The sequence below is a fragment of the Pedobacter sp. genome, from assembly GCF_035566355.1.
GTDB lineage: Bacteria > Bacteroidota > Bacteroidia > Sphingobacteriales > Sphingobacteriaceae > Pedobacter.
Genome location: NZ_DATMRL010000257.1, coordinates 1 through 18,331, shown reverse-complemented (window position 1 = coordinate 18,331; position 18,331 = coordinate 1). Strand labels below are relative to the sequence as shown.

The following is an 18,331-nucleotide window of genomic DNA, read 5'->3' as shown; positions in this document are numbered from 1 at the left end:
TACAGAAAAGCCCAATCTGGAACTCGCCAAATCATTTATTCAAAGCGGTGACTTTTTATGGAATGCAGGTATATTCATATGGTCTGCAAAGGCCATCAACAATGCCTTTCATAAGCATCTTCCCGAAATGCACGAGATTTTCCAGTCAGGTCTTCCACTATACAATACTCTAAAAGAATCGGCCTTTATCAGTGATGCCTACCAGCAGTGCACCAATATCTCTATTGACTTTGGCATCATGGAAAAAGCCAATAACGTCTATGTATTACCTGCCGATTTTGGATGGTCTGATTTAGGCACCTGGGCTTCTATTTATGACATGGCAGAAAAAGATTATGTTGGAAATGCAGTAATTCCTGCAGAGAAAGTCATGATGTTTGATTCCTCTAACTGCATGGTGAATGTACCCAAAGACAAGCTTGTGATCTTACAAGGTCTACACGACTACATTGTAGTAGAATCTAACAATATCTTACTGGTTTGCCCAAGAAGTGAAGAACAAAGTGTAAAACAAATTGTTGCCGATATTAAATCCAAGCATGGTGCAAAATTTATTTAAGCACCAATCCTTTTAAAAACATTCAAAATTATTTTTGATTTGCCTTCAGGTTACAATACGGCCTGGAGGTATTTTTTTTAGCTATACCCTGTTTATGAATAATTATCTGTACGGAATCGATTTTGGAACAACCAACTCCTCTCTTTGCATCTTTGACGAAGAAAAAAATGAAATCATCCACACCATCACTGTTCCTTCCTTACTCTATTTCCAAAGCGAACAAACCATGTCTGAACCACTACACTATTGTGTTGGCGAACAAGCAATTTCTTCGTATCTGAAAGACGGCATGAAAGGACGTTTTATGAAATCCGTCAAAAGGATTTTACCTAGAAGCAGCTTTATCGAAACCCGCATTTTCAACAAAAGGTACAATGCATCAGATCTTGTTACACTGATTCTGAAAGAACTCAAAACAAAAGCGGATCAGGTGATTGGCCGGGAATGTTCCAAAGCCATCATTGGCAGACCCGTATTTTTTGATGATGACAGCTCTGAGAAAGACAATCTCGCTCAAAAAAGATTACATAAAGCAGCAGAACAGGCCGGTTTTACCAATTTTGCCTTTCAATTTGAACCCATAGGTGCGGCCTTTGCCTATGAAAGGACATTAGAACATAAAGAAAAAGTATTGGTAGCAGATTTGGGTGGGGGTACAACAGATTTCACCTATATGATCCTAGATCCCTCCAAAACTGATCATAAAGACAGAAAAGATGACATCCTTGCTACAGGCGGGATCTATATTGGCGGAGACAGTTTTGATTCTGCTTTTATGTGGGAAAAAGGAACACCTTATTTCGGCAAAGACACCATGTATGAAGCCGCTCCAGGCAAAATGCTGAAAGTCCCTGTTTCACTCTTTACACATATTTGCTCCTGGGAACAAATGAACTTCTTTAACGGACTAAAAGTCAAAAATGACCTCCAGAACTACTATCATTACTCTAAACAAGACGCCAAATTCAAAAACCTGCTTACCCTCACAGAAAACAATCTGGGTTATTCCGTTTTTCAGTCCATTGAAAAAACAAAAGTGGAACTCTCAGAAAAAACAGATTCCATATTCAGCTATTCCAATATGGAAATTGAGATCTGCGAAAATATTTCACTGGAGCGATACAATCAGGTCATACAAAAAGACCTGGGTAAAATCAGCACATATCTGGATCAGTTTCTCCTTAGCAACAACATCGGACTCAACGATATTGACAGTCTGTTCATCACCGGAGGCACATCACTTCTTATCGCTGTAAAAGAACTTTTCAGCGATAAATTCAAGAACATACCACTCCGGTCAGAAGACAGTTTTATTAGTGTAGCAAAGGGTTTAGCTTATAGTGGATATCTTCTTGGTAACAAATAAGTTATCAAGAAATACCCCGTTGTCTGATCGCTTCGTAAAGAATAACACCAGCTGATACGGAGACATTCAGGGAACTGATCTCTCCGATCATCGGAATCTTAGCCAAATGGTTGGCCATCCGCATAATGTCATTCGAAATTCCTTCATCTTCAGCACCCATCACAATAGCTGTTGGAAGCGTATAATCAGGTACATAAATCAGGTCATTGGTTTTCTCTGTACAAGCTACAATCTGCAAACCACATTCCTGCAAAAACAAAGCTGTTTTATGCAAATTAGGATGTCTGCATACCGGTATACTGAATAAGGCACCGGCAGAGGTCTTTATCGCATCAGCATTAATCTGCGCAGAGTTTTTAGTAGGTACCACTAAGGCATGCACACCCGCACAAGCAGCTGTTCTGGCAATTGCCCCCATATTTCTAACATCGGTAATTCCATCCAGGATCAGCACCAATGGTGTCTCTCCTTTTTCATAAATGGCTGGTATAATGTCTTCTATCTTTTGAAAAGTAATGGAGGAAATTACAGCGATAACACCCTGATGGTTCTTCTGTGTCATCCGGTGCAATTTCTCTGCAGGCACATTGTGTACAGGAACTTCTATACCTTTCAATAATGATTTTAGCTCCAGCATCAAGTCTCCGGCCAGACCACGCTGAATATAGATACTCTCTATATCTTTTCCAGCTTTAATTGCCTCTATTACAGCACGTATACCGAATACAAACTCATTATTTTCTTTAGGTCTCCCAGACCTCCTAAAATTTTCCATACCCTTTTATTAAGCTGCAAAAATAACTGAAATAATGAGATTAAGGGCAAGCTAATTAATTAAGGAGTTAACCTCCTCTTATCCACACATTTCTGTTGGAAACTATTTCAAATTTAGGGAGAACCTATAGAATCCTTGAATTTGCATTGTTTAAATGTGTATAAAGAAATGAAAAAATGAGCTGAATTTTTGTCTATTTTTGTACCTATGAGTAACGATAACGGAAATCAAGGACAGGACAAATCAAACTTCACAGCCAGAAAAAACAGATTAAGCAATTCCATGAATACCCTGGGCAAGATCCCACCCCAGGCTTTAGATCTCGAAGAGGCTGTTCTAGGGGCTTTAATGCTGGAAAAAGATGCCCTGTCTACAGTTATTGATATCTTAAAACCGGAAGTTTTTTATGCGGAAGCGCATAAAAAGATCTTCGAGGCCATCGCCATCCTTTTTCAAAAATCAAAACCGGTAGATATTTTAACCGTAACATCAGAACTGAGAAATCTGGGCCAATTGGAAATGGTTGGTGGCGCCTATTACATCACGAACCTGACCAATAGGGTTGCCTCTTCAGCCAATATCGAATACCACGCCCGCATCATCTCTCAAAAATATATTCAGAGAGAACTGATCCGCATCTCCTCAGAAATCATCCAGAATGCTTACGAAGATACCACAGATATTTTCGACCTGCTGGATCATGCAGAAAAAAACTTATTTGACATCGCCCAAAACAACCTGAGAAGAGATACTCAAAAAATGGACGAGATTGTTAAACAATCTCTGGCCACTTTAGAGGAACTCAGAAATAAAAGTGACGGTTTAACGGGTGTTCCATCTGGATTTACCGACCTTGACCGGATTACCGGCGGATGGCAGCCATCAGATCTTGTGATCATTGCGGCACGTCCGGCGATGGGTAAAACCGCCTTTGTTTTGACCTGTGCACGAAACGCAGCTGTCGATTTTAAACGTGCCGTAGTTGTATTCTCCCTGGAGATGTCCTCGGTACAGTTGGTGAATCGTTTAATTTCCGGGGAAACAGAGATTGAGCAGGAAAAGATCAGAAAAGGAAATCTGGCAGAATGGGAATGGCAGCAATTACACAGCAAAATCGGTACTTTAACAGAAGCCCCCCTGCTTATTGACGATACCCCCGCCCTGAACATATTTGAATTCCGCGCAAAATGCCGGAGGTTAAAAGCACAATACGATCTGCAGCTGATCATCATCGATTATTTGCAGTTGATGCACGGAAAGGGTGAAGGCCAGAGCGGTGGCGGAAACAGGGAGCAAGAGATCGGTAGTATCTCGAGAGCCTTGAAATCTGTGGCTAAGGAGCTCAATGTTCCGGTACTTGCTCTCTCTCAGTTGAGCCGTGCAGTAGAAAGCAGACCCGGAGCAAACGGAAAACGACCAATGCTCTCCGATTTAAGGGAGTCGGGATCTATTGAGCAAGATGCAGATATGGTATTGTTCTTATACAGACCAGAATATTATGGCATTACTGAAGATGAACAAGGGCGTTCACAAGCAGGTGTTGGTGAGGTAATTATTGCAAAACACCGTAATGGTGAAACTGGTATTGTTCCATTAAGATTTATTGGTAAGTACGTTAAATTTGCTGATTTGGAAGACAACTTCATGCCACAAAATTCCTTCTCAATGGACAGTCCGGGAGCAGGTATGGCACCATCAGCAGATTTTGACAGACCTGCAGGAAACGTCATCATCAAACCTTCCAGAATGGACGATATGAGCGATGACGACGCACCGTTCTAGCCTAAACAAAATAGCCGAGCAGTATTCCGGCAATCACAATTAAAGGTGGACTGATCCTCGTAAAATTCAAAACAAGGAAGGTAACCGTCATGATGCCAATAGAAAGAAAATCGATCCCTATAGGCTTTAAAAGCAATATAAATGCAGCAATAATAAAACCTACGCTGACTGCATTTATACCGGTTAAAGAGTGCTTAATGCGGGTGATCTTTTTTAGATCATCCCAAAAGGGAACGATAAATAAAACCAGAATCAATCCTGGAAGATTAATACCCAGTACTGCAACAATCCCACCGGTAATCTGACCCCAGATACCATAGCCAAAGTTCTTCATACTTAAAGCACCAACATAACTCGTAAAAGAGAAGGTTGGTCCAGGTAGAGCTTGCTGTATTGCAAATCCAGACAAAAACCCAGAAGCGTGCAAATAATGTTTCATTTGCACAAACTCAGTAAACATTAAGGGAACAAGCACCTGGCCGCCGCCAAATATGAAAATCCCATTCCTGTAAAAGTTCTCGAAAAGCCTTATCGGCAAACTGAATGGTGAAGTTGTATTGATAATGGCTCCAAGAATTGCCATAAAGAGCAAGACCCCAATAAAATAACTCAATTTCTTTGGATTGATATTAGAAAACAACTTCACACGGAGCTCCGTTTCTTCCTTTGGTGTACCAATTGCAGAGGAAACCATTCCTCCAATAAGAATAGCCAAAGGAAATACATAGGCATTTCTTAAAACCAAAGTGGCTACTACAGAAGAAATGGCCAGCATAACAGACAATTGAGAAACCAGTACCTTCCTAGATAAATTATAAGCTCCAAAAGCCACAATTCCAAGCGCAATAGGTTGGATATATTTTAAAATTTCTATAAACCTTTCTTTTTGATCCAGCTTGCCAAAACTAATGGCCGCGAAGGTCATTACAGCAGCGGAAGGAAAAATCCAGATTAAAAAAGTAGTAATAGATAATCTAAGCCCCCCTACCTTATAAGCAATGCCCACCAGTGTTTGCGTAGATGCCGGGCCCGGAAGTACCTGCGCAAGGGCATTGAGTTCCAGTAAATCCTCTTCAGAAATAAACCTGTGGTTCTTCACAAAATACTTCAGCAAAAGAGAAATATGTGCCTGGGCTCCTCCAAAGGCAGTGAATGTAAATAGAATCACATTCCTGATAAATAACAGTTGCCGCTTTGCCAATGTATTACAGTTTAGTCATCTTCATAGTCCATTCCCATCGCAGAATTCAGGGCGCCCTGCAGTTCTGAATAAGCGTGATTGTCTCTTTTGTTCCTTGCCGCAATCATCCCCTGCTGATAAGCCTCAATCGCTTTATCCGTCTGCTGCTCTTTTTCATAAAGTTTACCCAGATGATAATAAGTACCTACGTAATCGGCATGCTTATTGACCAGTATATGATAATAATGAAATGCTTTTTCTGTGTCATTTAAGTTGTTATACTCAGTGGCCAGGGCATAAATAACGAAGGGATCATTTGGATCACTTTCAAAAAATTCCAATAACTTGATTAAACGGGTACTTTGCATTTTAAATCCCTGCTTTTTTAATTAGATTTGCAAAAAGACAATTTTATAAGATACCACCAGGCAAAGCTGTTTAATCGTAAAATTGGATAAAACTGAAAAGCCTGAGGTTGACTCATGAAAGTTAAAAAATTAAATTTGTATGAAAATATTAGTTTGTATCAGTAACGTGCCAGACACAACGACAAAAATAACTTTTACTAACGATAATACACAATTCAATACATCGGGAGTTCAATTTATTGTAAATCCTTATGATGAAATTGCTTTATCGAGAGCGATTGAACTTTGCGAAGGTGGAAAAGGTACAGTTACCGCAATTAATGTAGGTGACAGCAGTACAGATCCAACCATCAGAAAAGCACTGGCCATCGGTGCCGACGATGCGGTCAGGATTAATGCTCTACCGCGTGATGCCTATTTCACAGCTTACCAAATCGCTGAATATGCTAAAACCGGAGATTTTAACATGATCCTCTGCGGACGGGAGTCTATCGACTACAACGGCGCACAGGTAGCTGCAATGGTTGGTGAATTTTTGGATATCCCTTCAATATCTATCATTAAAAAATTGGATTACGATGGAACCACTGCAACATTGGAGCGTGAAATCGAAGGCGGCAAAGAAGTAGTTTCAGTTACAGGCAAATTTATTGCAAGCTGTGCAGAAGGTGTCGCAGAACCTAAAATCCCTAATATGAGAGGGATCATGTCTGCAAGAACCAAGCCTCTTCAGGTCGTAGAAGCAGTTGAAATTGCAGAAGTCGCCAAGGTGGTTAAATTTGAGACCCCTGCCCCGAGAGGAACTGTTAAACAAGTTCCTGCAGAAGAGGCTGCAAAATTAATTGACTTATTACACACGGAAGCAAAGGTGATCTAAGGATTCCTTTTTTACAAAAATTTAATTAAAAGATATTTATGTCAGTTTTAGTATATGTAGAACAAGCCGATGGCAAATTTAAGAAATCAGGTTTCGAAGCTGTTTCTTATGCAAAAGCTATTGCAGATGGACAAGGAACTCATTTAACCGCAATATCTATCGGTAATGTTGGTGAAAATGAACTGAAAGAATTGGGAAAATACGGTGCATCCAAAGTCTTGAACGTATCTTCTGATCAGTTGAAGAACTTCGTAAACCAGGCTTACGCTTCTGTGATCGTAGAAGCTGCGGCTAAAGAAAATGCAGATATCGTTGTGTTGTCCAACTCCTTCTCCGGAAAAGGTCTCGCACCAAGGATAGCTGTAAAGCTTAAAGCAGGATTGGTAGATGGAGCAGTAGAACTGCCTAAAACAGCAGATGGTAAATTTACAGTAAAGAAAAACGCTTTCTCCGGAAAAGCTTTTGCCGTTACAGAATTAACCTCCGCAAACAAAGTGATTGCCCTGAATCCTAATGCGTTTGGAACTAAGGAATTAACTGTTGATTCTACAATTGAAAATTTCGCACCGGAAGTGAAATCTACAGACCTTACAGCCATTGTAAAAGAAATTGTCCGGGCAACTGATAAAATTTCTCTGCCAGATGCAGAACTCGTGGTATCTGCAGGAAGAGGTCTGAAAGGTCCTGAAAACTGGGGAATGATTGAAGAACTTGCCAACTTGCTGGGGGCTGCTACCGCTTGCTCCAAGCCCGTATCTGATGCAGGCTGGAGACCACACTCCGAACACGTTGGACAAACAGGAATTGCGATCAGCCCTAACTTATATATTGCGATCGGTATTTCTGGCGCTATCCAGCATTTGGCTGGTGTAAGTTCCTCCAAAGTAATCGTCGTGATCAACAAAGATCCCGAAGCTCCCTTCTTTAAAGTTGCAGATTACGGAATCGTTGGTGATGCCTTTGAAGTGGTACCTAAATTAATTGAAGCTTTAAAAGCACATAAAGGATAAAAATATAAGGCAGGCTCCGGCCTGCTTTATATTCTTTAATATGAAAAAAGTAAAACTAGATATCGTTGGCCTATCGTATAGCCAGACCCAGTCCGGTGCATATGCATTGGTTTTGGGAGAAGTAAATGGAAGAAGACGTCTTCCTATTATTATTGGTGCTTTTGAAGCACAGGCTATTGCTATTGAAATAGAGAAAATGACACCAAGCAGACCGCTTACTCATGATCTCTTCAAATCATTTGCCCAGACTTATGGAATTCAAATTACAGAAATCCTGATCTATAACCTGGTAGACGGTGTATTCTTTGCCAAACTCATTTGTACAGACGGAGAAAACGTACAGGAAATTGACGCCAGAACTTCTGATGCTATTGCCCTTGCCGTACGTTTTAATGCCGCTATTTACACTTATGAATTCATCATTTCATCAGCAGGTATTGTCATTGAAGGTAATGACCTTCTTTTTCTTGAAAACATGGATATGACTAAAGAAAAAGGTTCAGAAGACATCAGTACCTCTATTCCCGGAACAAACTACAAGTCCCTAACAGTTGAAGAACTGACACAAAAACTTCAGGAAGCTATCGCAGAAGAAGCTTATGAAAAAGCAGCTAAAATCCGGGACGAACTCAACAAAAGAAATTCTGCCTGACCTCTCGAGAAAAATACAAAAGACTGGTATAAGTATTTAAGAACAATTTAGATTTTGTTTCAAAATAGTTTTATATTCAGCCATTACTAACAATACATCAAACTAAACTATTATTATGAATGTTAAGTTTCGCTTAACTGTGATGAGTTTTCTGCAATTCTTCGTGTGGGGTGCGTGGTTACTTACAATTGCAAACTATTGGTTCGGGACAAAACAGTGGGACGGCACACAATTCGGAGCTATTTTCGCGACAATGGGTTTTGCATCTCTGGTGATGCCAACATTAACCGGAATTATTGCAGACAAATGGGTAAATGCAGAAGTTTTGTACAGTATTCTTCACCTTCTATACGCCGGAGTACTATTTTATCTGCCCCAGGTACAAAGCCCGGATACCTTCTTTTGGGTTATGCTGGTGGCCATGTGCTGTTATATGCCAACCATCTCTTTAAGCAACTCTATATCTTACACCACCTTAAAGTCTGGAAATCTGAACGTTGTCAAAGATTTTCCTCCCATTCGTGTATGGGGCACAGTAGGTTTTATCATCGCCATGTGGACCACCAACCTAACTGGAAATAAAGCAACAGCTTATCAGTTTTACATTGCAGGAGTTGCTGCAGTTGGTTTGGCTATATATGCTTTAACCCTTCCTGCATGTAAACCGCAGAAGCTGATCTCGGAGAAAAACTCCTTTGCGCAAACTTTTGGATTAGAAGCCTTCAAATTGTTTACCAATTATAAGATGGCCCTTTTCTTTATTTTTTCCATGTTTTTGGGTGCAGCCCTCCAGCTCACCAATGCTTATGGAGATGTGTACATAGATGAATTTAAACATTTCCCCAAGTATGCAGATTCGCTGGTGATGAGATATTCTACCATTATTATGTCGATTTCACAAATTTCCGAAACCCTGTTTATCCTTGCTATCCCTTTCTTCCTCAATCGCTTTGGAATTAAAAAAGTAATGATCATAGCAATGTTGGCCTGGGTATTCCGATTTGGGTTATTCGCCTACGGAAACCCAACAGGTAACCTCTGGATGATCGTACTTTCCTGTATTGTATACGGCATGGCTTTTGACTTCTTCAATATTTCAGGTTCTCTCTTTGTAGAAACCTCTACAACCGCAAAAACACGTTCTTCTGCCCAGGGTCTGTTTATGATGATGACCAATGGTGTAGGTGCAGTATTTGGCAGTCTGATCTCCGGATGGATGATTGATAAATATTTCACGAAGTCCTTTACCGACATCAACTCAACATCCGCATTTCTGGATACAGATGTAAATAATTTGCAGTTAGGAAAATTCATTAAAGAACAAGGTGTCAGCATTCTGGAAAACGGAACATTTAACAAGGCTATCCATATGAAAGACTGGCATTCCATCTGGTTGTCTTTCACCATTTATGCCTTGGTGATCACCATTTTATTTGCCCTTTTATTCAAGCACAAGCATGACAGGATTTTAATTCAGGATGTTAATCATTAAAACCGAAAATACTATACTTTTAACACTCTATGTCAGGTAAGTACAGAAAAGAACACAATTGCCTCAATTGCGGGCAACATGTAGAAAAACATTATTGCAGCAACTGCGGGCAAGCCAATTTAGAAATCAAGGAGAACTTCTGGCAGTTCATCAGCCATAGTATTGCCCATTACTTCCATTTCGACAATAAGTTCTTTCAAACCCTTAAACCCCTGCTCATAGAGCCAGGACAGGTTACGCTCGATTATCTTGCTGGTAAAAGGGCCAGGTATATTAACCCGGTGAGCATGTATATTTTCGTTTCTATTGTTTATTTTATTGTAGTACCAAAAAAACTGGAACACGATCAGGAAAAACAACAGCAACATGAAACCGTAAAAAATGTTAAAGCAGTCACATCAGACGTCACAAAAGATTTAAAGGAAGAGGGTTTTGATGAAGATTCATTTGTAGGCAAAACGGCAAGCTATCTTCAGAAAAAGGTAAATGCCCAGGAATTCAAATCGCTCAGCTTCCAGCAACAGGAAGAACAGATCAAACAGCTCAAGGCAACCATAGATACTTCCAAAACCGATAGAGAAGAGTATGAAGACCTTCTAAACAAATACCAGCGTTACCATATCATAAAGCAAGACAGTACTTATGAAGCTTATCTGTCCAGACAGCAAAAATTACCGGAAAATAACCGCGACTCCTGGTTTGACCGCATCTTGAAAAAACGGGAGATTGCCATCAATCAAAAATCTGCGTCGGGCAACTGGTCTGTTAAAGAAGAATTGGAACATTACCGTCCTAAACAGTATTTCCTGCTGATGCCTTTGCTCGCACTATTCATTATGTGGAATTTCAGGAAAAATCACATTTATTATCTGGACCACCTGATTTTTACGATTCATGGAACTACCGCATTTTTTATTGTCCAGATCTTTACCGTTCCCCTAAGAAGACTAATAGGTTCCGGAGCATTGAGCAGCATGATACAATTTGTAGTTGTCATTGGTATAGCCTGGTATTTATTCAAAGCCCTTACCGTATTTTATCAACGCCCTAAAAAGGTAATTATTAAAAAGATGATCACCTTGTTTATCCTTTATTTTATTGCGTTTGGGATTTCCGAATGGATCATAGAACGATCCATCTATTACTTCATCGGTTAACCTTCTAATACATATATAAAAAAACGTCCGGGCTAATAGCCCGGACGTTTTTTTATAGCCTATAATTGACTAGCCTCTTTTTTCGATGCTTACAAAATCCCTGTTGGTATGGCCAACATAGATTTGACGCGGACGACCAATTGGTTCTTTATTTTCATGCATTTCTTTCCACTGTGCAATCCATCCAGGTAAGCGTCCTAAAGCGAACAATACTGTAAACATATCTGTAGGGAAACCTAAAGCCCTGTAAATAATTCCAGAATAAAAATCTACGTTAGGATATAATTTACGCTCTACAAAATACGGATCGCTCAATGCAGCTTCTTCCAGTTTTTTAGCAATTTCCAGAACTGGATCATTGATACCTAATTTTTCCAGGATCTCGTCACATGCCTTTTTAATGATCTTTGCCCTTGGATCAAAGTTCTTATACACACGGTGGCCAAAGCCCATCATACGGAAAGGATCATTTTTATCTTTAGCTTTATTGATCCATTTTTCAGTATCGCCTCCATCCTCTTTAATTTTCTCCAGCATTTCAATTACAGCCTGGTTGGCACCTCCATGAAGTGGTCCCCATAAAGCAGCAATACCTGCAGAAACAGATGCATACAGATTACAATCTGAAGAACCTACCATTCTCACCGTAGAGGCAGAGCAGTTTTGTTCATGATCCGCGTGAAGAATTAATAAAGTATTCATTGCTTTAACTACTACTGGATCAATCTCGATCTCTTCAGTACGCTGACCAAAAATCATATTAATGAAATTGGTTACATAGTCGAATTTATTTTTAGGATAAATCAGCGGATGACCTAATGACTTTTTATAAATGAACGAAACGATAGTAGGGAATTTAGCCAGAAGTTTAATCATGGTCAGATCCATGGTTTCTGGTGAAGAATTGGCATTAAGAGATTCAGGATAGAATGTAGACAGTGAGCATACCAAAGAAGCCAATTGAGCCATCGGATGCGATTTCGAAGGATAACCATCCAGAAACTTCTTCATATCTTCGTGAATCAGCGTATGGCGGCTGATCTGAGATTGAAAGTCAGCAAGCTGCTCATGAGTTGGAAGATCACCATAAATCAGTAAATAAGCAACTTCAAGGAAAGTAGATTTTTCGGCAAGTTCTTCAATAGCATAACCTCTATATTTTAAAATACCTTTTTCGCCATCCAAAAAAGTAATCGCACTTTTTGTAGAGCCTGTATTTTTGTACCCAAAATCAAGGGTAATATAACCTGTTTGATCCCTTAACTTTGAAATATCTATTGACTTTTCACCTTCAGTTCCTGTAATAACAGGAAATTCGTACACTTTACCATCAATCTTAATTTCTGCAATCTCTGACATATCTTATAATTTATAATAACAAAAGTAATTAATCTATCTCTATTCGTGGTTTAACAACTATAACAAACCTGTTAAATAATTATTAAATGACTGATCATTAATCAGGAAACTAAATTATTTCCCCTTTATTTCTTCAATAACTGCTCCGCAATCCATCATCTCCGATCCGTAATAAGGATTCTGGATCTTCTTGTCCGAAGATAACCAATCTCCCCCGTCCCCATGGTTAGCCATTGGACAATGTTGTACGTAAATAGTACCAGACAGCAAATCAGCATGCTTAAACATAGCAATTACATCAGAGCTCAAAAAAGTAAACTCTTTCCTCTGTTCTTCAATGTTTTTAGCATCCTTAATTTTATCTGCAATTAATGCGGTATTCTCACAACCCTGAAACACAGCCAGCTTAGCGGAAAGTACTTTTGCAGCAGCTTTAGCCTCTTCATATTTAGTGTCTACCAATGCATTTTTAAGCACAATATAATCTGTATATATTGCCTGGACCGCAGGCTCCTTTAAACTGACCGCACTACTACTTTTTGCAGGCACCTCAGTACTGTCTGCTACAGCTGCAGCATGATGCTCTGTATTCTGGCAGGAAAACAAAGCAAATAAAAGTACTGCTCCTATATATTTATTCATATGTTTTGTTTTTTGCTCAAAATAGCATTTTAAATTTGAATATTTAAAAAAGAACATCATTTTTTAGAGGGTTAAAGGCATTTATGAGCTAATTATTACAAAATAAAAAGCAGGACCAGATCTCCCCAAAAGCAGAAAGCCCTGCAGTACTCCTGCAAGGCTTCCCCTATCTAATTGATTCTTAAATCTTAAAGCTTAAAGCCATAAGCAATACGTAAAGCAACCTGGTTCATATTCTCAGGTCCGATTTTTGTTCCTTTTGCAATTCCTTCATATTTCAGACCAAGGTCTAAACCATTACTCCAGGAATATCCAATCGCCGGAGAATACAAAAAGCCGGTTTTTGCGTTGTTGCTAACCCCAAAAGCAGCACCAAGCTCTCCCATTCCATAAAATCCTGAACCAGTTTCATCAAAAAATACTTTTACACCAGCTTTTACAGGAATATAACCTGCACTAGGCATATCTACTCCAGGAGCAAAATAATCTTTCTTTCCAAAGAAATTAGTATATCCTGCAGTTACAGGAATAGAAACTTGTTTTGAGACGTCAAATTGAAAACGAAGATCTCCACCAAGTGCAAAATTATATCCGTTAGTAGTTGGTATACCTGCATTTAAGCCTATTCCTAATTTTGGCGACTGGGCATTTACATTCGTGGTAAAGAATAAAGCCACGGCAGCTACTGCAGAAGCTATGATTTTTGTAGTTGTTTTCATTTTTGTATTTGTTTATTTGTAAACCTAACAGCACTACCTAAACAAATTGCATGCCACGCTGTATATTTAAGCTCTAGGCGCTTATATACAGTGATTTGAGTAAATGGTTACTTTTAGTATTGAACAGAATAATGTTCCTTATATAGCTCAATGACCTTTGCTTCTATAGCATCAGACTGCTCTGTATCCATCCAGTGAATCTTTACTCCATCCTTTTCCATCTTTCTAAAAAAGGTCATCTGACGCTTCGCATATTGACAAATAGCCGTAAAAAGTCGTTCTTTTAGTTCCTGAAAATTAAGTTCACCCGAAAGGTAGGCCACCATAAACTTATATTCCAGGCCATAAAAGATTAACATATCCTTGCTTATCCCAGCCTTCAGCAGAGCTTCTGCCTCTTCAATCATTCCACCTTCCAGCCTGCTTTCCAGTCTGTTCCAGATTCTCGCCCTTCTCACTTCCACATCAGCTGTTAAACCAATAACCAGCGGATTAAATTCAGGCCTTGTCTTAACTGCTACTGGATGAATGTTAAGGTATTCGGCTATTTCAATAGCCCTGATCAGCCGTTTGACAGTAGACTGGTCCGCGTGTTTCATATAGGCAATGGGATATGTGGCTAAAATCTTCCTTAATTTTTCTATATCAAAGTGCTGGATTCTTTCTCTGAATTCCTGCTGAACAGGAATAGACGTATATTCATGCTGCTGTAGAATACTGTGAATATACATACCGGTTCCACCACAAAGTACCGGCAACTTTTTACTGGAAGTCAAAAACTCAAAAACCCGGTAGAAATCCTCTTTAAAAGCATCCACCTGGTAACGCTCTCCAGCTTGCTTATGATCAATCAGGTGATAAGGCACCGGTCTGCCCTCTACAACATATTCTCCCAGATCTTTTCCAGTCCCAATATCCATCCCTCTGAAAACCTGTCGGCTATCTGCACTAATAATCTCTCCGTTTAGCGCATCAGCAAGGCTTACTGCAAGCCTTGTCTTACCCGAAGCCGTTGGCCCCAGCACAATTAATAATGGATATCCCTGCATTATTGGTATAAAACATATTTTAAATTCCCGGTATTAAAGACCTGAATATAAGAATTGATTTTCTTCTGGTCAGATTCCCCTGGAATTCTATGTAAAAAATATCTGATATAGCTATCTGGATCAACGTACAATGGACATGGTGGTGTTTCTCCCACCAGTTCGAATCCTGCAGTTTGATAAGCATTACCTACAGACCAGTCCCTGTCTGCATAACTCATCAAATCATTCGGGCTAAACAGACGGAGATAATGTTTAATCAGTTTAGTCATCCCGCCAATTACAGTTACTCCATCCTTAGATGCAAAACGAACAAGTTCAGCAGAAGTGTAACCTTCCCCCTTGTCTTTCATTTTCCTTTTGTGACTAAAAACAGCAACCGCAACCATCTCTTCTTTATATAACAAGGCATACCTGTATCTTCCACCGGCACTGCCCTGAATATGATATTGCTCTAAAAAGTACTCCGCATCTTCTTTCGAAATTTTCTCTACAAATGTAGACCGACCGTGCAATCTTTTATTAAGCCCTAAAATAGACTTCAGCCTACTTAAAACCTGCTCTTTTCTACTTTGCCAAATGTCTTCCCACAAATGAATCACCTGTTTCCCCTGCTTAAAACAGCTAAGCTGATAATTCAGCAATTGTTCCGGATCATTATGCTGGCCCAATGAAATCAAATGCAGGATCACCTTACCTTCGTTCAACAAAAGTAATTTAAAGGAATGATGAACTGCTCTTTCAACTTGGATTCCCTGTTGCTCAAATATATGTTGTATTTCGGTTAACCAACTGGTTTTCAGACCCACTCCTTTTCTTTAAATAATTTGTAGCCCACCGCTAAAGCATCTTCAATTTGATTCATTAATTCCTCATCCAATTCCTTAATCTTTAAAACAGATGCGCCCTTCAAAACCTCATGTCCAAAATTAGTTTTCAAGACAGCCTCATGTTGATCTGCGGATATCGAAGCAAAAAAAGTTTCTGAACGTTGATCGGGTCCTGATTTAATATTCTTATCACTCCACAAATCATAAGTTCTGTCACTGTTCTCTCTGTTTGCAAAACCAAGCGTTGCATAGGGTTGCATTGCGGCTCTTATCGTCTGGAATATTTCTACGAAATCTGTTTTCATCGGTTTGTTGTTTGTTTAGCCAAATAACACCTCAAAGTTCATATTGTTCCTTATTTTAGAAAATGAGCAATCTTTCCAAGTAAAACCTCCATATCAAATGGCTTCTCTAGAAAATCATCTGCACCGGCCTCTTTAGCAGAACGTTCCAATTCAGTACTCGCAGAAATCATAATGATGGGTATATTCTTGGTATCCTCCTGTTTTTTCAATACTTTACACACGTCCCTTCCGTCTGTACCAGACATCCAGATATCCAAAAGAAGAAGGTCAGGTAAATGGTCATGCATTTCAAGAACAGTGGCACCATTTGAGGTCGAACTCACTTCATATCCACCAAACTCAAGCATGGCTTCAACCGCGTCCAGTATACCTGGATCATCATCAGCAATCATTACTTTTTTTTGTGTATTCATCTATATTATTTGTGAATTGCCAGAATGATCATTTTGTTTGTTGGAGCAAAAATAATACCACAAAGCCCTCCTTCCGCACTTATTTAGCCGGCTCTGGCTGAGGCGCCATCTTTTCCAGCAATGTAGCCCCTGCAACCAGTAATTCATTAGTAATGGTACGTGTATAATCAGAAATTTCCACTTTAAAGTCCATTACCGAAGCCCCCGAGCGAATTTCCTCCAGCCGCTTTTCCCATTGTCCGGTCAACTCCGCCTGGGCAATTTTCTGGTCTTTAACCACATCATAAACCGCAAGGCCCTTAGATGTAGGTACTAAATTTCGCTTTTCCCTTACAATATATTCCCTGGTGATCAGTGTTTCTATGATAGAAGCTCTTGTAGCAGGCGTTCCTAAACCTGTATCCTTCATCGCATAACGCAGTTCTTCATCCTCTATCTCCTTACCCGAGGTTTCCAGTGCTTTTAACAAAGAAGCTTCATTATACATCGCCTTTGGCTTCGTTTGCTTTTCCAGAAGTGCTTTTTCAGGAATAGGCAGCAGTTCGTTCTTTTTAACTTTAGGTAGTGAAGGGTTATCTTCATCCTTCTTATCCTCATCCGTATCGTTCAATACAGATCTCCAGCCGGCCGAACGGATCACTGTACCATTTGCAGTAAAAAGCGAACCAGATTCAATAGTGATCTTGGTGACTTCTTTAATACATTCCTGATGAAAGGCCTCAAGCATCCGTCCAACCACCATATCATAAATAGCCTGCTTATCAGGACTTAATCCATAAGGCTGTTCGCCGGTAGGCAATATAGCGTGGTGATCAGTAACCTTCTTCGCATTCACACTTCTTTTATTTAAGGGAATGGTCTGCAGGAATTCTGCAGGCTTGCTGAAATCAGGATGCAGCTTGGCCTTCTCTATCAATGCAGGTATCCCCGCAAAAATATCATCACCAATATAGCGGCTGCCCGTCCTTGGATAAGACACCAGTTTACTTTCATACAGATTTTGAAGCAAACCTAAAGTCTGATCTGCTGTAAAACCTTTTTTCTTGTTGGCCTCCTGCTGCAAACTACTCAGATCATGCAACAACGGGGGTGGCTCTTTTCTGGGCTTCGCTTCCACATCCACAACTTTCCCACCATTAGGAAATCCAGCGTTCACATCTTCAATTTTTTCAAATAAAGCTTCGGCGTCTTCTTTTTTTTCAAAACTGTTAACAGAAATAGCCTTAAATACTTGACCATCTTTATCTAAAAGAATACTTAACTGATAATAAGTCTGAGGAACAAAGTTCTTAATCTCCAGATATCTGGAGCAGATCATGGCTAAAGTTGGTGTTTGCACCCGGCCCAACGACAATACAGATCTCGATCCGGCAGAAATACTCAGTGCCTGTGTTGCGTTCATACCCACCAACCAATCTGATTCAGATCTGCAGTGCGCAGAGTTAAACAGGGTATCGTAATCTGTACCAGGTTTTAAATTCCTGAATCCGTCTTTTATAGCCTCATCTGTCTGCGAAGAAATCCACAAACGCTTAAAAGGTTTTTTACATTTCAGGAAGTAATAAATATAACGGAAGATGAGTTCACCCTCCCGCCCGGCATCCGTTGCAACAATAATTTCGGTAGCCTCGTCAAATAATTGCTTAATTACATCCAGCTGTTTTTTAACTGCAGGGTCGTCTACAAAACCATCCTTTGTTTTGATTTTCCGGATAGCAAGCTTGAACTTTTTAGGCAGCATAGGCAAATGTTGTCTCCTCCAGCCTATAAAACCATATTCCTGAGGAGGAGCCAATTGT

At 39.8% G+C, this 18,331-nt stretch carries 19 protein-coding genes; 8 read left to right on the top strand and 11 right to left on the bottom strand.

Annotation, left to right across the window (positions count from 1 at the left end; all coding sequences use genetic code 11):
- Together VNZ46_RS10020 and VNZ46_RS10015 are read left to right on the top strand one after the other, a co-directional pair.
- On the top strand, positions 1-559 hold a 559-nt coding region (locus VNZ46_RS10020), incomplete at its 5' end, for a sugar phosphate nucleotidyltransferase (protein WP_325560032.1).
- A 94-nt stretch (positions 560-653) separates the two neighbouring features.
- Positions 654-1,925: an Hsp70 family protein gene (locus tag VNZ46_RS10015; protein ID WP_325560031.1), complete on the top strand. Its 1,272-nt coding sequence runs from the start codon at positions 654-656 to the stop codon at positions 1,923-1,925.
- A gap of 4 nt (positions 1,926-1,929) precedes the next feature.
- Here the strand turns inward: VNZ46_RS10015 and rlmB are convergent, their stop codons facing one another.
- Positions 1,930-2,700, bottom strand: coding sequence for a 23S rRNA (guanosine(2251)-2'-O)-methyltransferase RlmB (rlmB, locus tag VNZ46_RS10010; protein WP_199082579.1), 771 nt, complete (start codon positions 2,698-2,700; stop codon positions 1,930-1,932).
- A 207-nt stretch (positions 2,701-2,907) separates the two neighbouring features.
- Between rlmB and dnaB the strand changes: the two genes are divergently transcribed.
- Complete coding sequence (gene dnaB / locus VNZ46_RS10005; protein WP_325560030.1) at positions 2,908-4,482, top strand: replicative DNA helicase; 1,575 nt, start codon at positions 2,908-2,910, stop codon at positions 4,480-4,482.
- A 1-nt stretch (position 4,483) separates the two neighbouring features.
- On the opposite strand, the gene chrA is transcribed toward dnaB, so the two are convergent.
- Both chrA and VNZ46_RS09995 read right to left on the bottom strand, forming a co-directional pair.
- On the bottom strand, positions 4,484-5,683 hold the full coding sequence (gene chrA / locus VNZ46_RS10000; RefSeq protein WP_325560029.1) for a chromate efflux transporter: 1,200 nt from the start codon (positions 5,681-5,683) through the stop codon (positions 4,484-4,486).
- Positions 5,684-5,694: 11 nt separating this feature from the next.
- On the bottom strand, positions 5,695-6,030 hold the full coding sequence (locus VNZ46_RS09995; protein ID WP_325560028.1) for a tetratricopeptide repeat protein: 336 nt from the start codon (positions 6,028-6,030) through the stop codon (positions 5,695-5,697).
- A 139-nt stretch (positions 6,031-6,169) separates the two neighbouring features.
- Here VNZ46_RS09995 and VNZ46_RS09990 point away from each other — a divergent pair, with 139 nt between their 5' ends.
- From VNZ46_RS09990 to VNZ46_RS09970, 5 genes are all read left to right on the top strand, one after another.
- Entirely contained in the window at positions 6,170-6,907 is a 738-nt protein-coding gene (locus VNZ46_RS09990) for an electron transfer flavoprotein subunit beta/FixA family protein (RefSeq protein WP_325560027.1), read from the top strand.
- A 38-nt stretch (positions 6,908-6,945) separates the two neighbouring features.
- Positions 6,946-7,917 (top strand): electron transfer flavoprotein subunit alpha/FixB family protein, encoded by a 972-nt coding sequence (locus VNZ46_RS09985; protein WP_325560026.1) that lies wholly within the window; start codon positions 6,946-6,948, stop codon positions 7,915-7,917.
- 40 nt (positions 7,918-7,957) lie between these two features.
- Complete coding sequence (locus tag VNZ46_RS09980; RefSeq protein ID WP_133778410.1) at positions 7,958-8,569, top strand: bifunctional nuclease family protein; 612 nt, start codon at positions 7,958-7,960, stop codon at positions 8,567-8,569.
- 115 nt (positions 8,570-8,684) lie between these two features.
- Complete coding sequence (locus tag VNZ46_RS09975) at positions 8,685-10,061, top strand: nucleoside permease (protein WP_325560025.1); 1,377 nt, start codon at positions 8,685-8,687, stop codon at positions 10,059-10,061.
- A gap of 29 nt (positions 10,062-10,090) precedes the next feature.
- Positions 10,091-11,218 carry a DUF3667 domain-containing protein gene (locus VNZ46_RS09970; RefSeq protein WP_325560024.1) on the top strand — a complete coding sequence of 376 codons (1,128 nt, stop codon included), beginning with the start codon at positions 10,091-10,093 and terminating at the stop codon, positions 11,216-11,218.
- A 69-nt stretch (positions 11,219-11,287) separates the two neighbouring features.
- On the opposite strand, the gene VNZ46_RS09965 is transcribed toward VNZ46_RS09970, so the two are convergent.
- From VNZ46_RS09965 to VNZ46_RS09930, 8 genes are all read right to left on the bottom strand, one after another.
- Positions 11,288-12,577 carry a citrate synthase gene (locus VNZ46_RS09965; protein ID WP_325560023.1) on the bottom strand — a complete coding sequence of 430 codons (1,290 nt, stop codon included), beginning with the start codon at positions 12,575-12,577 and terminating at the stop codon, positions 11,288-11,290.
- Between the two features lie 114 nt (positions 12,578-12,691).
- Positions 12,692-13,219, bottom strand: a complete 528-nt coding sequence (locus tag VNZ46_RS09960; RefSeq protein ID WP_325560022.1) for a DUF3347 domain-containing protein — start codon at positions 13,217-13,219, stop codon at positions 12,692-12,694.
- Between the two features lie 188 nt (positions 13,220-13,407).
- Positions 13,408-13,938 (bottom strand): hypothetical protein, encoded by a 531-nt coding sequence (locus VNZ46_RS09955; RefSeq protein ID WP_325560021.1) that lies wholly within the window; start codon positions 13,936-13,938, stop codon positions 13,408-13,410.
- Positions 13,939-14,051: 113 nt separating this feature from the next.
- Positions 14,052-14,987: a tRNA (adenosine(37)-N6)-dimethylallyltransferase MiaA gene (gene miaA / locus VNZ46_RS09950; protein ID WP_325560020.1), complete on the bottom strand. Its 936-nt coding sequence runs from the start codon at positions 14,985-14,987 to the stop codon at positions 14,052-14,054.
- Complete coding sequence (locus VNZ46_RS09945) at positions 14,987-15,691, bottom strand: hypothetical protein (protein WP_325560019.1); 705 nt, start codon at positions 15,689-15,691, stop codon at positions 14,987-14,989. The genes miaA and VNZ46_RS09945 overlap by 1 nt, the downstream gene beginning before the upstream one ends.
- A gap of 92 nt (positions 15,692-15,783) precedes the next feature.
- Complete coding sequence (locus VNZ46_RS09940; RefSeq protein ID WP_325560018.1) at positions 15,784-16,119, bottom strand: hypothetical protein; 336 nt, start codon at positions 16,117-16,119, stop codon at positions 15,784-15,786.
- A gap of 50 nt (positions 16,120-16,169) precedes the next feature.
- Entirely contained in the window at positions 16,170-16,532 is a 363-nt protein-coding gene (locus tag VNZ46_RS09935; protein WP_325560017.1) for a response regulator, read from the bottom strand.
- A gap of 79 nt (positions 16,533-16,611) precedes the next feature.
- On the bottom strand, positions 16,612-18,331 hold a 1,720-nt coding region (locus VNZ46_RS09930), incomplete at its 5' end, for a DNA topoisomerase (protein WP_325560016.1).

Bases quoted from the DNA above. Each gene is read 5' to 3' on its own strand.
- dnaB (WP_325560030.1), top strand. From the start codon at position 2,908: ATGAGTAACGATAACGGAAATCAAGGACAGGACAAATCAAACTTCACA.
- VNZ46_RS09940 (WP_325560018.1), bottom strand. From the start codon at position 16,119: ATGAAAACAGATTTCGTAGAAATATTCCAGACGATAAGAGCCGCAATG.
- VNZ46_RS09960 (WP_325560022.1), bottom strand. From the start codon at position 13,219: ATGAATAAATATATAGGAGCAGTACTTTTATTTGCTTTGTTTTCCTGC.
- VNZ46_RS09935 (WP_325560017.1), bottom strand. From the start codon at position 16,532: ATGAATACACAAAAAAAAGTAATGATTGCTGATGATGATCCAGGTATA.
- miaA (WP_325560020.1), bottom strand. From the start codon at position 14,987: ATGCAGGGATATCCATTATTAATTGTGCTGGGGCCAACGGCTTCGGGT.
- VNZ46_RS09995 (WP_325560028.1), bottom strand. From the start codon at position 6,030: ATGCAAAGTACCCGTTTAATCAAGTTATTGGAATTTTTTGAAAGTGAT.
- VNZ46_RS09965 (WP_325560023.1), bottom strand. From the start codon at position 12,577: ATGTCAGAGATTGCAGAAATTAAGATTGATGGTAAAGTGTACGAATTT.
- VNZ46_RS09985 (WP_325560026.1), top strand. From the start codon at position 6,946: ATGTCAGTTTTAGTATATGTAGAACAAGCCGATGGCAAATTTAAGAAA.
- VNZ46_RS09955 (WP_325560021.1), bottom strand. From the start codon at position 13,938: ATGAAAACAACTACAAAAATCATAGCTTCTGCAGTAGCTGCCGTGGCT.
- rlmB (WP_199082579.1), bottom strand. From the start codon at position 2,700: ATGGAAAATTTTAGGAGGTCTGGGAGACCTAAAGAAAATAATGAGTTT.
- VNZ46_RS09970 (WP_325560024.1), top strand. From the start codon at position 10,091: ATGTCAGGTAAGTACAGAAAAGAACACAATTGCCTCAATTGCGGGCAA.
- VNZ46_RS09990 (WP_325560027.1), top strand. From the start codon at position 6,170: ATGAAAATATTAGTTTGTATCAGTAACGTGCCAGACACAACGACAAAA.
- VNZ46_RS09980 (WP_133778410.1), top strand. From the start codon at position 7,958: ATGAAAAAAGTAAAACTAGATATCGTTGGCCTATCGTATAGCCAGACC.
- VNZ46_RS10015 (WP_325560031.1), top strand. From the start codon at position 654: ATGAATAATTATCTGTACGGAATCGATTTTGGAACAACCAACTCCTCT.
- VNZ46_RS09975 (WP_325560025.1), top strand. From the start codon at position 8,685: ATGAATGTTAAGTTTCGCTTAACTGTGATGAGTTTTCTGCAATTCTTC.